Genomic DNA, 15,379 nt, shown 5'->3' on the forward strand with positions numbered 1-15,379 from the left:
ATAAACTTGTATCAGATACAAGAACAAGTATAACATAAATTAAAAGAAAAGCAAGTCTTTTGTTTTAAATTTTAAAAAATTTTGAGTGCAATCAGATTAGAGCTGTCTGGGAAGGGTGTTCATAAAATTATACCGTTGATATCCATTAGTTGACCAAAAGTAGAACAGATACACAAAAAAGCCTTGTAAATCAAGGCTTTTTCCTGTTGTATTTAGATGCCCCCTACAGGGATTTGGAAAGGACTTTCATATTGAGAGCAATTAAAAATATTGAAATATAAGTGATTTTAGGTATTTTCAATGTCATGATTTAAAAATGGGACAAAAGTGGGGCAAATCAGTTATAGACAAGCAAAAAAGCCTTGTAAATCAAGGCTTTTTCCTGTTGATTTAGATGCCCCCTACAGGGATTTGGAAAGGACTTTCATATTGAGAGCAATTAAAAATATTGAAATATAAGTGATTTTAGGTATTTTCAATGTCATGATTTAAAAATGGGACAAAAGTGGGGCAAAAACCATACAGATTCTAAACTGTATGGTTCTTTTTTTATCTAACCAAGAAAGGTTAAAACTTATTAAAACAAATGCAATCAACTGTTGAAAACTTTTTAGTCCGTGTAATATAAAAACAAGTAAAAGTTGAACTATAGGGAATATTGTGTCATAATAGGTAATAGATGAATAATTAATAGATTGGAAATAATGCTTTCTTACCTTAACAAGTTGAATTGGTTATACATTTTTTCGTCTCAATTGTACTTATCTCTCAAGTTTAGTTAATTTTTATTAGCTTTGTTTTCGAATCAATAAAACAAATTTTAGAAGTGCATAAGACAAGATGGTGACATTACTACAGTCATTTCTAGTCACCATATGTTGCTGGCACAGGCTGTTTGTAGTGTTGGCTATTTACTAGTCAGTTTAATCGGAGTGTTTAATTTTTATTGTTGAAAGGTTTTTATATGGCGAAAATTCTATCTTTAGGTCTGACAGGTAAGAAATTACTTGCTCAGGGGTTCTTGTTTGTTCTGCTAGGTCTCATCTTGATGGTCACGGGGACTTGGTTGCCAGTAACAGTTATTCGCCTGGTTCTGTTTTTAGCTTGGATAGCAACGGTCGTAGATTTGCTATTAAGAGTTTTCAAAAAAAGCCAGTCAACGGATACCTTGGGAGTTGCACTGGTTAAATTGTTAGTGCTGGGATATTTGCTAGGTTCTAATCTTGCGACGGATGTGCCGATTTATATTTTGGCTCTTGTGATTGGAGTTTATCAGATTTTTCATGCTAGTATTAACCTTGTCACCTATGTTCTCTACCGCAAAAACAAAATTCGACCTCGTTTTCGTCTCTTACTAGATGGACTCGTACTAGTTTTTCTTGGTGGGACTAGTCTTTTGTCCTCTACAGGAAATTCTGTCTTTCAACTCTTTGTATTAGGGGCTTATTTTTTCCTTTATGGTGTGTCCAATATCCGTGATGGTTTCTTGTTTGAGGAGGAAATTGGGAAAAACCATCTCAAACGTCGCATTAGAATTAGCTTACCTATTGTCCTAGCCGCTCTCATCCCTGCAAGAACTTTAGCAAAAATCAACAAATTCATGCAGGAAAATGCTGATGAGAGAGAGGATATCCATCTTGGAATGGTGAAGTCTGGTAAGACAGCGGAGCTTGAAATTTTTGTTCATACAGCTGAGACCTCTCTGTTTTCGGCAATTGGTCATGTGGATATCTGCTATCAAGGCCGTGTTATTTCTTATGGCAACTATGATCCGTCTTCTGAGACCTTATTTGGCATGGTAGGAGATGGTGTCTTATATTTCTGTGATCGTGACAAGTACATTGACCTATGTAAACGTGAGAGTCAAAAAACGCTTTTTGGTTATGGGATAGATTTGACGCCTGAAATGGAAAAAGCAGTTCAGAAAAAGTTGGCTGAATTGAAACAACTGACGATTCCATGGGAGCCAAGTGCAGATAAAATCATGACAGGTGATGGTAAGGAAGACTACACCTACGCTTATAAAATCAGACATGAGACAGATGGGGAACTTTATAAATTTATCAAATCTAAGTTTAAATCCTACTTTGTCTTATCTACAAACTGTGTGCTCTTGGCTGATACCATAGTCGGTCAGGCTGGCACCGATATCCTCTCACCCAAAGGATTTATCGCTCCAGGAACTTACCAAGCCTACCTTAATCGAGAGTTTGAAAAACCAAATAGTATAGTCGTATCTAAACATGTTTATTAAGGAGAATTTATGAACTTAGTAAAAAAATACACCCCGTTAATACTTTTTATAGGGCTGGTTGCTCTTGTAATTCTGAATGCATCGAGCTTTATATCAGGAGCAATCTCTCTCTTTGATGTAATATCAACCTTGATTTATGGTGCTGTTATTGCTTTTGTGCTTAATGTTCCTATGAAAAAAATTGAACAGTACTTAGTTAAATTGAAGGTAAAGGCAGAGTTGCGTCGTCCGATTGCCATGGTACTTGTTTTCCTAGCTCTTATCTTAATCGTGATTGCTCTTTTGGTTTTGGTGCTGCCAACCCTAGCCCAGACTATTAGTCAGCTGGGAACAGTCCTTTCAACAGTCCTTACTCAACTTGGGAAATTGCTAGGCAGCTCGGAATTTGTAACCAAAGACATGTTGTCAACTATCGTATCAGGAATTCAGGGACAGTCAAGCTCTATTAGCCAAGCTTTGATAGGTTTTTTATCAGGTCTGACTAGTAATATCGGCAATATTTTTTCAAGTTTGATGAATGCCTTTTTGATTATAGTCTTCACCTTTTTATTTTTATCCAGTAAGGAACATTTGGCAGCGATGACGAGTCGACTTCTAAAAGTTTTTCTTCCAGAGAAGGTGGTGATAAAGTTGACTTACATTGGACAAGTAGCACTAGAGACTTATGACCAATTTTTGATGAGTCAGCTGATTGAAGCAGTTATCATAGGAGTTATGATAGCGGTTGGTTACAGCGTGTTTGGGATACCCTATGGAGTAATGACAGGTATCTTTGCAGGAGTGCTATCGTTCATTCCTTATGTAGGGCCTATGATTGCTTGTGTTGTGGGAGCGATTTTTATCTTCACAGTGAGTCCTACTCAAGCCTTACTTTCTCTTCTTCTATATCAAGTTATACAGCTGATTGAAGGAAACCTTATTTATCCTAGAGTTGTAGGTCAGTCTATTGGTTTGCCAGCTATTTTCACGCTTGCGGCTGCTAGTATTGGAGGCAATCTCTTTGGCTTACTTGGGATGATATTCTTTACACCGATATTTGCTGTTATCTATCGATTGGTTAAGGAATTTGTCGTTGCAAAGGAAAATCAGCTAGATTAAGAAAAACTAAATTTAATAAGATATACTGAGAAGAGAGTGAGAGATTCTCTTCTCTTTTATTTTTAAATACTTTTCTACAAAAAGCTATTAGACGTTAAAAAAAGCCTTGGTTTCAAGGCTTATTTCTGTTGATTTAGATGTGCCCCCTGCAGGGCTCGAACCTGCGCCCCATAGCTTAAGAGTCTACTGCTCTACCAACTGAGCTAAGGAGGCAACAGAAAAAGCTGAGAATGTAACTTCCCAGCTATTTTAATATGCCCAAAATGGCAGCTAGATTATTTACGAAAGGCATCAAGGATATAGGTGAAACCAACAATTAAAAATGCAAAGGCAACGACATAAACGACAAAGACACTTGTAGCTACTGGATTGAACAAAATCACTAGACCTAGTAAAAATGCAAGCAACGCTATCCACATGATATGGTTGCCAATAATAGGGAAAATCAATCCCAGACGATTGCCTTTAAAGAAAGCTATAATGGCTTCTACAATTAACCAAATTCCTAAAATAGTTGGAATGACAACTGGCAGCGTCACAAAGCCATAGGCAACGAGGTAAAGAGCTAAGAGAAGATTAACAATCCCTTGGAAAAGATGAGCTGGTGAGCGAAGCTCTTTTGGTACAGAGAAATAGCCTAAAATAGCTGCTATAGAAGAAACCAGTAAACCAAATGCAATCCACCAGCTGTAAGCAACAAGATTAGCTACTGGGTTTGTAAATAGGAAAAGTCCTAAAAGGACAAAAACAACTCCTGCAAGGAATAGCAGTAAACGATTAGAAAATTTCATTTCAATACCCCCTATCCTATATAGTATAGTATAGTTTAATAATAAAAATATTATACACCTTTTTAGAGGAAATATCAATAAACAAAATGGAAAATTTGGAAGTTTCAGTCTGATTTATGAAAAGAAAATCAGTTTTTATTATTTTGAAAATAAAAAGAGAAGATAAAATTTGTCTTCTCTACATGAAAATATTGTATGGCATCAAAGCAAAAGTAACTGGCTTTACACTATTTGTTAAGATGTAATTTGGTTCAAAAAGAAAAGATAGATTTAAAAGTGGGGCAAATGATGAGGCAAATCAGTTATAGATAAGCAAAAAAGCCTTGGTTATCAAGGCTTTTCCTGTTGTATTTAGATGCCCCCTACAGGGATCGAACCTGTGACCCACGGATTAAGAGTCCGCTGCTCTGCCAGCTGAGCTAAGGAGGCAAAGAAAAAAGCTGTATTGGTGCCGAAACTTCACGGTTTGTATTGAACCCGCGCAATTAAGCAGGTGGGCAACTCGCTCTAACTGAAGCTGTTTCCGTGTGAGACGGCCTACATGCTGTTAGAAGACTTTTGTTTCCCTAATAATACAAAAAATAGTCGGTCAACACTTAAGTGTGAAGTCGTACACCACAGCGTTTCTATGTTTATATAATACCACTTTTTCAAAAAAAATCAAGGGAAAATTAAAAATTTTGAAAAGGATTTCACGAGTTTCGTAATTTATCAATGGTTTCCTTGCGTTGCGCCAAGGCTCGTTCGTATTTTCCACTATCTTCTGGAGAAAAGTAGTGATGATCACGGATTTTTTCTGGTAGGTATTCTTGCTTGACCCAGTGTCCAGGATAGTTATGGGGGTAGAGATAGTTTTGAGCATTTCCCAGTTCCTTGCTCCCGCTATAATGCCCATCACGCAGGTGTCGCGGAATAGGCAAGTGCCCTGATGTTTTGAGGTCGGCAAGCGCCTTATCCATAGCTACATAGGCTGAGTTGGATTTTGGAGAAAGGGCCAAATCAATCACGACATTGGCAATGAGAATGCGGGCTTCTGGGAAACCAATCCTTTGTGCAGCATCCAGAGCAGTCACGGTGTGAATCTGAGCTTCAGGATTGGCCAAACCGATATCTTCATAAGCGATAACAGTCAAACGACGAGCGAGACTAGGAAGATCCCCAGCCTCAATCAAGCGGGCCACGTAGTGGAGACTGGCATCGACATCCGAGCCACGGATAGACTTTTGCAGGGCTGAGAGGACATCGTAGTGCCCATCCCCGTCCTTGTCCATAGTAATATAGCTTCGCTGGAGGCTATTTTCCATAATATCAAGCGTGATATGGCGAATGCCCTTGTCATTTTCGGGAGTAGAGAGAACAGCCAAATCTAGTGAATTAAAGGCAGAACGGAGGTCTCCATTGGTAGAGGTTGCGATGAAATCCAGCGCATCCTCATCTAGCTCAACTGGGAAATCAAAACCACGCTCAGGGTCAGTTAGAGCGATCTGAATCGCCTCTTTGACGTCTTGATTGGACAAGGGTTCTAATTCAAAAATCTGAACACGGCTACGGATGGCAGGAGTGACAGAAAAGAAGGGATTTTCAGTCGTCGCACCAATCATGATGACCAGACCACTTTCCAAGAGGGGAAGTAGAAAGTCTTGCTTGGTTTTATCTAGTCGGTGAATCTCGTCCAGTAGTAGGACCAATCCACCGGAGAATTTAGCTTCTTCCGCGATTTCTTGCAGTCGCTTTTTACTATCCACTGTCGCATTAAAGGTCCGAAAGGCATACTTGGTCGTTCCAGCGATGGCAGAGGCGATACTGGTTTTTCCGATACCCGGAGGTCCGTAGAGAATCATGGATGACAGGCGGTTAGCCTCCACCATGCGACGGATGATTTTTCCTGGGCCGACCAGATGTTCCTGACCGATGACCTGGTCGATGGTTTTAGGGCGCATGCGAAGCGCGAGATTGTCTGGCATAGCAGTCCTTTCTAACATGGATTTTCTGATGTATATGTGGTAAGATGGTAGTATCTATTTTAGCATAATTCCGAGTAATCGGGGCGATTTAAGAGTCGCATAGAAAGAGGACAAAATGGCAACATACGGATTTTTAGATGTTTTAGAGGAAGAATTGGACAAGAACTTCCCCTTTGACTTTGAGATTAGCTGGGACAAGCGCAACCACGCGGTTGAAGTGAGTTTTCTATTAGAGGCACAAAATGCTGCAGGGGTGGAGATGTTAGATGAAGACGGAGAGGTTTCGTCAGACGATATCCTATTTGAAGAAGCGGTACTCTTTTACAATCCTGCTAAGTCAACTGTCAATGAGGAAGACTATTTGACAGTTATCCCTTATCTGCCAAAGAAAGGATTTTCTCGTGAATTTTTAAACTATTTTGCTCTATTCCTCAAAGACACTGCAGAGGTTGGGCTGGATGCGCTCATGGACTTTTTGGAAGACCCAGAAGCAGAGGAGTTTGTCATGGAATGGAACCAAGAAGTCTTTGAAGAGGGAAAGGTTGGCTTGGAAGAGGGAGAATTTTATCCTTATCCGAGATACTAGGAGTTTGGAGAAGGTAGTATGAAAAAATTTGGGACGTATTTGGTTTATGTGCTAGCTTTTGCCTTTATTATGCTAGCTTTTGCTTGTGGCACTATCGCATTTGCAGAGTTGGGGTATTCTGCAGTTTTAGCCTTTACTTTTGGTTATTCCTTTGCTCTTCTAAGCATGTATTTAATCTTTATTCTTCATGAGCTGGGTCATGCTTTTTGTGGCTACTTGACAGGCTATCGGCTGGTGGCTTTTGGATTAGGACATTTTCTTTTGACCAAAAAGTCAGGCAGGTTTTATCTTAGTCGAACAGCCGTTCTGAAAAATGTTGGTGCTCAGTACATTGGATTGAAAGAAGATGAAAGTGATCAAAGAATCATCCTGATGCTTTCAGGAGGCTTGATGGTCCATCTCAGCTTGATATTATTGGCGATATTGTTTGGAGTTTTGACAAGAAGCTGGTATTTTGCTGGTACTTGGATTTTTCTGAATTTATCTTTCTTCCTAAACAACGCTTTGCCAGTCGGCATCACCGATGGAGCGAAAATCTGGGAATTGCTACAACACCCTGAAAATACCAAATACGCCTACCTAGTGTTGAGGCATTCTGCCCAGACCTTGCTAGCTCCTCAAGAATATGATTTGAAAGACTTTACCATGCCTGTTGATGAGGATGCGAGAGGGAGTTTTGCAGAAAGTGTTCAGACTCTTCAGGGCTTGGTATTCATATTGGATGATAATATAGAACTTGCAAAGCAACAGTTTCAGTCTTTGCTAGAGAAAACAGATAATCCAATGTCTAAAACGATTTCTCAATTATACCTTCTTCAAATAGCCTTGCTAGAAGGAGATCATGAAAAAGCGGAGGAGTATGCAAGTAATCGAGGAGTTAAATCCTTTTTGTCTCTAAAAATGGCAGACATGCAGATCATTCAAGCCTGGTATCAATTTAAGGCAAGGAAAGACATGGCTCAAACTCGCAAGGCTATGAAGATTGCTAGACAGAAAATGAATACTAGTCGCATGTTGCGAGATGAGAAAGGCTACTATGCAAACTGGTTAGAGGAGCTGGAGAAGGCATTAGCTGAAGGAGTTTGATATGGAAATAGAAATTTCTGATTTTACAGGTTGCAAAATTGCCCTCTTTTGTGGTGATAAGCTCTTAACTATCTTACGTGATGACAAATTAAACATTCCATACCCTAATACCTGGGAATTGCCAGGTGGCGGACGAGAGGGTGATGAAAGTCCTTTTGAGTGCGCGGCGCGTGAAGTTTTTGAAGAACTGGGAATTCATTTGACTGAAGATTGCCTGCTTTGGAGTAAGGTTTATCCAAGTATGCTTTTTGAGGGGAAGGAATCCGTCTTTCTAGTTGGTAAGTTAAGGCAGGAACAGTTTGATAGTATCGTCTTTGGTGATGAAGGACAGGGCTATAAACTGATGGGCATTGAGGAGTTTCTTGGCTCAGATAAGGTTGTCCCCCAGTTGCAGGACAGGGTGAGGGATTATATGGAGAGTAACTATGATTAGACTAGAACGAGCAGGAGCAGAGGATTTAGAAACCGTAATTGCAATTCAAAGAGCTAGCTTTAAGGCTGTCTATGAGAAATATCAAGATGAGTATGATCCTTATCTGGAGGACCGTGAACGAATCAAGTGGAAATTGGTTGAGCGTCCTAATAGCTATTACTACTTTGTGAAAGAAAAAGACGAAAATATCGGATTTTTACGAGTTCAGACCAATGAAGAGTTGACGGAGGCTTGGTTGGGAACGGCAGCGATTTTGCCTCAGCATCAAGGAAAAGGTTATGGTTCTGAGGGATTGAGATTGCTGGAAAAGGAATTTCAAACGATTAAACAGTGGGATTTGTGTACAGTATTACAGGATGCGGGGATGGTTGCCTTTTATGAGAAAAATGGCTACCGTCAAACTCATATCGAGCCTGAAAAAGAAGGTATGGATATGGTCTACATGAAAAAATTGATTGACAAATAGAAAGGATGGTTCGGTTAAATTTCTAAACTGAACCCGCCCTAAACACTGTGCCAAAAAGATAAACTTCTCTTAGACAAAAGCGTCTTCAGAGAATTTCCTATTTGGCTTTGTGTATGACGGGCTTGGTATCTTAATTATGGAAACATGGCAAGAGTTAAAAGTTACAGTGAAGCGTGAGGGAGAGGAGCTGGTCTCCAATCTCTTGATCGAGTTAGGAGCGCAGGGCGTTGCGATTGAAGACAGCATGGACTATGTGGGGAATGTCGACCGTTTTGGTGAGATTTTCCCAGAGGTCGAGCAACAGGAAGAAATCGTGGTGACTGCCTATTATCCCGAAACGGTTGATGTAGCGGCAGTTGAGGCAGACTTGCAGGCTCGTCTGGCAGAATTGGCAGATTTTATGGACTTAGGAGAAGTCAAGATGGGGACGACTGCCTTAGCTGAGGAAGACTGGGCAGACAACTGGAAGAAATATTACGAGCCAGCTCGCATCACTTATGACCTGACTATCGTACCGTCATGGACAGACTATGACGCGACTGCGGGAGAAAAGATTATCAAGCTAGATCCTGGTATGGCCTTCGGGACAGGAACCCATCCAACCACTAAGATGAGCCTATTTGCCTTGGAGCAGGTTCTTCGTGGTGGCGAAACGGTGCTGGATGTGGGGACAGGTTCAGGTGTCCTCTCCATTGCTAGCTCGCTTCTGGGCGCCAAGGAAATTTTCGCCTATGACCTGGATGATGTGGCAGTTCGTGTGGCTCAGGAAAATATCGAGCTCAATCCAGGTATGGAAAACATCCACGTTGCTGCTGGAGATTTGCTCAAGGGTGTGGAGATTGAGGCAGATGTCATTGTGGCAAATATATTAGCGGATATTCTCATTCATCTGACAGAGGATGCTTATCGCTTGGTCAAGGATGAAGGCTACCTGATCATGAGTGGCATTATCAAGGACAAGTGGGACATGGTGCGCGAGTCGGCTGAGTCGGCTGGATTTTTCCTTGAAACCCACATGATGCAAGGGGAATGGAATGCCTGTGTCTTTAAGAAAACCAAGGATATTTCAGGTGTGATTGGAGGCTAGCATGCAGCAATATTTTGTCAAAGGAAGTGCTATCTCTCCTATCACCATCGAGGACAAGGACACCAGCAAGCATATGTTTCAGGTTATGCGGCTGAAAGAAGATGATGAAGTTACCTTGGTTTTTGATGATGGCATCAAGCGATTAGCGCGCGTGCTAAATGTGGAAGCCCGTCAGTTTGAATTGCTCGAAGAATTAGCTGATAATGTAGAACTACCTGTCCAAGTGACCATCGCATCCGGCTTTCCCAAGGGAGATAAGCTGGAATTCATCACTCAAAAAGTGACCGAACTGGGTGCTAGCCAAATCTGGGCCTTTCCTGCTGATTGGTCGGTCGCCAAGTGGGATGGCAAGAAATTGGGCAAAAAGGTTGAAAAACTAGAAAAAATCGCCCTTGGAGCAGCCGAGCAAAGCAAACGAAATCTGGTGCCGAGTGTCAAACTTTTTGAGAAAAAAGCAGATTTTCTAGCCCAGCTGGACCAGTTTGACTCAATTGTGGTGGCTTATGAAGAATCAGCAAAAGAGGGAGAAGCCGCTGCGCTTCTGCAAGCAGTCACTGGTCTTGAAAAAGGAGCCAAATTGCTCTTTATCTTTGGTCCAGAAGGCGGTCTTTCACCTGCAGAAATTGAGAGTTTTGAAGCCAAAGGAGCCGTCTTGGCAGGACTTGGTCCTCGCATTTTACGAGCAGAAACAGCCCCACTTTATGCCTTATCAGCCATTAGTGTATTATTAGAACTAGAGAAATAAGAGGAAGAAAATGGAACAAAAACACCGTTCAGAATTTCCTGAAAAGGAACTTTGGGATTTAACCGCCCTTTACCAAGACCGTGAGGATTTCTTGCGAGCAATCGAAAAGACTCGCGAAGATATTAACCAATTTAGCCGTGATTACAAGGGAAATCTTCATACTTTTGAAGATTTCGAGAAGGCCTTTGCGGAATTGGAACAAATCTACATTCAGATGAGTCATATTGGTAATTACGCCTTTATGCCTCAGACGACAGACTATAGCAATGAAGATTTTGCCAACATTGCCCAAGCTGGGATGGAATTTGAAACAGATGCCAGTGTAGCCTTGACCTTCTTTGACGATGCCTTGGTGGAAGCTGAAGAGGAAGTTTTGGATCGTTTGGGTGAATTACCACATTTAACAGCTGCCATTCGTCAGGCAAAAATCAAAAAAGCCCACTATCTTGGGGCAGATGTAGAAAAGGCCTTGACCAATCTGGGCGAAGTTTTCTACAGTCCACAGGATATTTACACCAAGATGCGTGCTGGGGATTTTGAAATGGCTGACTTTGAAGCTCATGGCAAGACCTACAAAAACAGCTTTGTAACTTATGAGAATTTCTACCAAAACCACGAGGACGCGGAGGTTCGTGAAAAATCCTTCCGTTCCTTCTCAGAAGGACTCCGTAAGCACCAGAATACAGCAGCTGCAGCCTATCTAGCTCAAGTCAAGTCTGAAAAACTCTTGGCAGATATGAAAGGCTATGCCTCAGTTTTTGACTATCTTCTAGCTGAGCAGGAAGTAGACCGTGACATGTTTGATCGTCAGATTGACCTCATTATGCAGGAATTTGCGCCAGTCGCTCAGAGATACCTCAAGCATGTTGCCAAGGTCAATGGTCTTGAAAAGATGACCTTCGCAGACTGGAAATTGGACTTGGATAGCGCCCTTAATCCTGAAGTGAGCATTGATGATGCCTACGATTTGGTCATGAAGTCAGTCGCACCATTGGGTCAAGAATACACCCAAGAAATTGCCCGCTACCAAGAAGAGCGCTGGGTGGACTTCGCTGCCAATAGTGGCAAGGATTCTGGCGGTTATGCAACGGATCCATATCGTGTGCACCCTTATGTCCTTATGAGCTGGACAGGTCGTTTGAGTGATGTCTATACCTTGATTCATGAAATCGGGCATTCTGGTCAATTCATCTTTTCAGATAATCACCAAAGTTACTTCAACGCTCATATGTCTACCTACTATGTCGAAGCACCATCAACCTTCAATGAATTGCTTTTAAGTGATTATTTGGAACACCAGTCTGACGACCCTCGTCAAAAACGCTTTGCCCTTGCCCACCGTTTGACAGATACCTACTTCCATAACTTTATTACCCACCTCTTGGAAGCAGCCTTCCAACGTAAGGTTTATACATTGATTGAAGAAGGGGAGACTTTTGGAGCAAGCAAACTTAACAGCATTATGAAGGAAGTCTTGACGGATTTCTGGGGAGATGCCATTGAAATTGACGACGATGCGGCTTTGACTTGGATGCGTCAAGCTCACTACTATATGGGCTTGTATAGTTACACCTACTCAGCCGGACTTGTCATCTCGACTGCTGGTTTCCTTCATCTGAAGAACTCTGAGAATGGAGCTGAAGACTGGCTAAATCTCCTTAAGTCTGGCGGTAGCAAAACACCACTTGAGTCAGCCATGATTATCGGAGCCAATATTTCAACAGACAAACCACTCCGTGATACCATCCAGTTCTTGTCAGACACAGTTGATCAGATTATGACCTACAGTGCGGAGTTGGGAGAGTAAGGGAATAGAGAGGTCGTTCTAGAATGATGCTAATGGGACTTTTGCTTTATTTGTAGTGATTGTCAAGAAAATTGTTGAGGGTCGTAATTGCAAAGCAGAATTAATAACGGAATCGGTATTACTAATCATCCTTTTTATTTTCTATATGATTGAATTTAGTTAAGAAATTGATGAGGAACTATGTACTACAATTTATAGTTAAGTTGTTTTATGTAATTATAGATGCAAGGTATAGATTTATAAACAATTTCTAAGAATATCGTAATTCTTTAAAAATATAGAAATATATGATAAAATATAAAATGTAAACGCTTAAAAAGAAAGGTTGGATTAATGAAAAAGGAACAAGTATTGCTTGGTTTGGGCCTGGCAACAGCAATGGCAACTGGTTTTACTAATCACGTAAAAGCAGATGAATTAATAAACGAGAAATCTAGCAAAGTTAATGCTACTCAAGTTGAAACAAAAAAGGCAGAAGTGACGGAATCGGACGTTAAAAATGCAGAAGTCAAACTAAACAAAGCAATTGATGAAGAAAAAAATGCTCAGAAGATTGTTGATAAAACGCAACAAGAGTATGCATCTGCTGTAACAAATAAGAACAAAGCAGATGACGCTTTAAAACAAGCTCAAGAATTTGCTGAACAAGCTACTACTGAAAAAATTAAAAATGCTGAAAAGGATCTTGTTGCTAAACAGACAACACTTCGGAAGTCAGAAGAAAGATTGTCAGAAGTAAAACAAGGTGAGAAACAAGCTCAGACAAGTGTCGAGAACCAACAAACAGTTGTTAATAAGGCAAAAACTCAGGTTGATCAAAGAGCAGCAGACGTAAAAAAGGCACAAGACAAAGTAAGGGTAGCAGAGAAAGCTTTTGATTGGAATACACTACGCGAGCTTCAACAAGCAACTGAGAAATTAGATGTGAAGGTGAAAGCTGACCAAGCTAAAGTGAGTTCTTTAACTAGTGAGTTCTCAAAAGCTCAACAAGAAAGAAAAGCACTTGTGGAAAGAGGAAATAAGAACCGTTCTACTCTTGAAAAGAATTTAAAATCAGCTGGGAATGAGTTTTTAACAGTTACGGTCCCTCACGAGATTCAATCAAATTCTGTTAGCGAGAGTGATTCCAAGACTCCTCCACTTGAGGAAAAAACTTTCGTAGGAAGTGATGGGAAGACATACTATGTTGCTGCAAATGAAGATGTGAATTTTAGCGGAGAAAGAACAGAAACTATCGTTGTTTCATCTAAAGATTATGTCAGCGATCCTCATGTGGTTGATTATAAAAAGGTTTCTGAAGAAGTTCGTAAATACTTAATTGAATTGCGTAGAATCAATGGTATTGATATTCCAGTGCCAGCTGTGACTGACAAGGCTTTGAGATATGGAAAAGCAAGAGCGGATGAAATGGTGGCAAATAATAAATTGTCACATGATACAAAATTGAAAAATCAAGATTTTGGTTTTAAGGATGCGACTGAAAATGCAACAGCTGGTTCGGTTCCAGAAAAGAGCCTGTTAAGTGAAAAAGAACTTGCTTATAAAGCGGTCTTATCTTACTTTAATGATTATAGAAATGCCTCGTTATATGGCTCATCAGATCCAAAAGAAGCACATAGACGTAACTATGGTCATAGAATTCCATTGCTAGCAGCTTCTGGGACAGGGATGGCTGTCGGAGCATCCTCTAGCGAAAAAACAAGCTATGGTAATTATGGAGTATTAACATTTATTAGTGAGAATAAAGATGTTTATGGAATACTTCCTTCTGGAGCTAAAGGGTATAGTAGTTATTTTTTAGCAACAGCAGAAAATAAAGATAGTAATCCAGATTATAGCGAATTTTACTTTAATGGGAAACGAGTAAAATTCTTACCTAAAATAATCTTCCGTTATGTTTGGAATGAAATCACACATCCTAAAAATCCAGCCTATACTAAAGCGAAAGAAGCTTTAGATAATTTTAATCGAAAACAAAGAAATGAAGAGACTGTGGCAAATGAAAAACTATCGTCTCTAAACAATAACCTTACCATTGCTAAAACGACTTTAGATAAAGATAAAAAAGAACTAGACAAATCTAAAAAACGTCTTGTGGATTTGACAAAACAAAATGAAGCTAAGCTAAACGTTTTGAAATCAGCACAAGCAGAATTGAGTAAACAACAAACTTTGCTGAGTGCTGCTAAAACTGAGTTTTTGAAACAAGAGATTGAACTAAATCGATTGAAAGTAGTCAAAAACGATAAGATAAAATTCGTTAAGACTGCTGAACAATCACTTAAAAATGCTAAAAAAGAGTTGGATACAGCACATCAATATGTTACAAATCTCAAAAATGCTCCAAAAAAACTCGATGAAGCTAAAAAAAGTTTGATTATCGCTAAACAGAAGTTTGAGGAATCAAAAAAAGCACTTGAAAATGCAAATGCTAAATTAAAAAATGCAAAAGTTAAAAAGGAAACTGCTAAGAAAGAATACATCAAAGTATCTGAAGCCTATAAGTTAAAAGTAAGACTTGCTTCAAAAGGAAGTTGGATTCAATCTTCTGGTCGTTGGTGGTACAGACACAACAATGGTTCCTATACATCTAATGGATGGGAGCTAATCAATGGGAAATGGTACCATTTTGATCGCTCGGGTTGGATGCAGACTGGATGGATTCAATCAGGTAATTCGTGGTATTATCTCAGTGGTTCAGGGGATATGCAAACAGGATGGGTCAAATCAAGTGGCTCATGGTACTATTTGAATAGCTCAGGCTCTATGCAAACAGGATGGTTCACTGTTTCAGGGAAATGGTATTATGCATATGGTTCAGGTGCCTTAGCAGTCAATACAACTACACCTGATGGATATCATGTCAATTACAATGGGGAATGGATTAAATAGAGAGTTCTATGCTATTTAAAAAGATTAATACAAACTCTCATTTTATTCAGTATAGTATAACCATCAAATATAGAGATTTACAACTAATTGTAATACATTAAAAATATACAAAATTTGAAAACAATATTGCAACGTGTATGAACTTTCCAATCAAATTTCTTGAAACCCTT

At 39.9% G+C, this 15,379-nt stretch carries 12 protein-coding genes and 2 tRNA genes; 10 read left to right on the forward strand and 4 right to left on the reverse strand.

The features are described from left to right. Positions 1-964: 964 nt before the first annotated feature. Together SNAG_RS02530 and SNAG_RS02535 are read left to right on the forward strand one after the other, a co-directional pair. The gene (locus SNAG_RS02530; RefSeq protein ID WP_096406232.1) at positions 965-2,254 is read left to right on the forward strand and encodes a hypothetical protein; all 1,290 of its coding nucleotides are present in this window, start codon (positions 965-967) and stop codon (positions 2,252-2,254) included. A gap of 9 nt (positions 2,255-2,263) precedes the next feature. Beyond that, on the forward strand, positions 2,264-3,352 hold the full coding sequence (locus tag SNAG_RS02535; RefSeq protein ID WP_004256071.1) for an AI-2E family transporter: 1,089 nt from the start codon (positions 2,264-2,266) through the stop codon (positions 3,350-3,352). Positions 3,353-3,492: 140 nt separating this feature from the next. On the opposite strand, the gene SNAG_RS02540 is transcribed toward SNAG_RS02535, so the two are convergent. The 4 genes from SNAG_RS02540 to SNAG_RS02555 form a co-directional block, all read right to left on the reverse strand. Next, positions 3,493-3,565, reverse strand: a tRNA-Lys gene (locus SNAG_RS02540). 62 nt (positions 3,566-3,627) lie between these two features. Then, entirely contained in the window at positions 3,628-4,143 is a 516-nt protein-coding gene (locus tag SNAG_RS02545) for a DUF308 domain-containing protein (protein WP_000672739.1), read from the reverse strand. Between the two features lie 356 nt (positions 4,144-4,499). Beyond that, a tRNA-Lys gene (locus SNAG_RS02550) sits at positions 4,500-4,572 on the reverse strand. Between the two features lie 263 nt (positions 4,573-4,835). Next, positions 4,836-6,107 (reverse strand): replication-associated recombination protein A, encoded by a 1,272-nt coding sequence (locus SNAG_RS02555; RefSeq protein ID WP_096406235.1) that lies wholly within the window; start codon positions 6,105-6,107, stop codon positions 4,836-4,838. Between the two features lie 115 nt (positions 6,108-6,222). Here SNAG_RS02555 and SNAG_RS02560 point away from each other — a divergent pair, with 115 nt between their 5' ends. The 8 genes from SNAG_RS02560 to SNAG_RS09950 all read left to right on the forward strand — a co-directional run bounded on the left by SNAG_RS02560 (position 6,223) and on the right by SNAG_RS09950 (position 15,209). Then, a complete protein-coding gene (locus SNAG_RS02560) occupies positions 6,223-6,693 on the forward strand; it encodes a DUF3013 family protein (RefSeq protein ID WP_096406238.1) in 471 nt (156 codons plus the stop codon). 18 nt (positions 6,694-6,711) lie between these two features. Beyond that, positions 6,712-7,779: a M50 family metallopeptidase gene (locus SNAG_RS02565; RefSeq protein WP_096406240.1), complete on the forward strand. Its 1,068-nt coding sequence runs from the start codon at positions 6,712-6,714 to the stop codon at positions 7,777-7,779. A gap of 1 nt (position 7,780) precedes the next feature. Beyond that, entirely contained in the window at positions 7,781-8,212 is a 432-nt protein-coding gene (locus tag SNAG_RS02570) for an NUDIX hydrolase (RefSeq protein WP_096406243.1), read from the forward strand. Next, positions 8,205-8,678 (forward strand): GNAT family N-acetyltransferase, encoded by a 474-nt coding sequence (locus tag SNAG_RS02575; protein ID WP_096406245.1) that lies wholly within the window; start codon positions 8,205-8,207, stop codon positions 8,676-8,678. Before SNAG_RS02570 ends, SNAG_RS02575 begins: the two co-directional genes overlap by 8 nt. A gap of 136 nt (positions 8,679-8,814) precedes the next feature. Then, on the forward strand, positions 8,815-9,765 hold the full coding sequence (prmA, locus tag SNAG_RS02580) for a 50S ribosomal protein L11 methyltransferase (RefSeq protein ID WP_096406248.1): 951 nt from the start codon (positions 8,815-8,817) through the stop codon (positions 9,763-9,765). A gap of 1 nt (position 9,766) precedes the next feature. After that, on the forward strand, positions 9,767-10,510 hold the full coding sequence (locus SNAG_RS02585) for a 16S rRNA (uracil(1498)-N(3))-methyltransferase (protein WP_096406251.1): 744 nt from the start codon (positions 9,767-9,769) through the stop codon (positions 10,508-10,510). 10 nt (positions 10,511-10,520) lie between these two features. Beyond that, entirely contained in the window at positions 10,521-12,317 is a 1,797-nt protein-coding gene (gene pepF / locus SNAG_RS02590) for an oligoendopeptidase F (RefSeq protein ID WP_096406253.1), read from the forward strand. 333 nt (positions 12,318-12,650) lie between these two features. Next, complete coding sequence (locus SNAG_RS09950) at positions 12,651-15,209, forward strand: hypothetical protein (RefSeq protein ID WP_269456850.1); 2,559 nt, start codon at positions 12,651-12,653, stop codon at positions 15,207-15,209. The last annotated feature ends 170 nt before the right edge of the window (positions 15,210-15,379 follow it).

The organism is Streptococcus sp. NPS 308, assembly GCF_002355895.1.
GTDB lineage: Bacteria > Bacillota > Bacilli > Lactobacillales > Streptococcaceae > Streptococcus.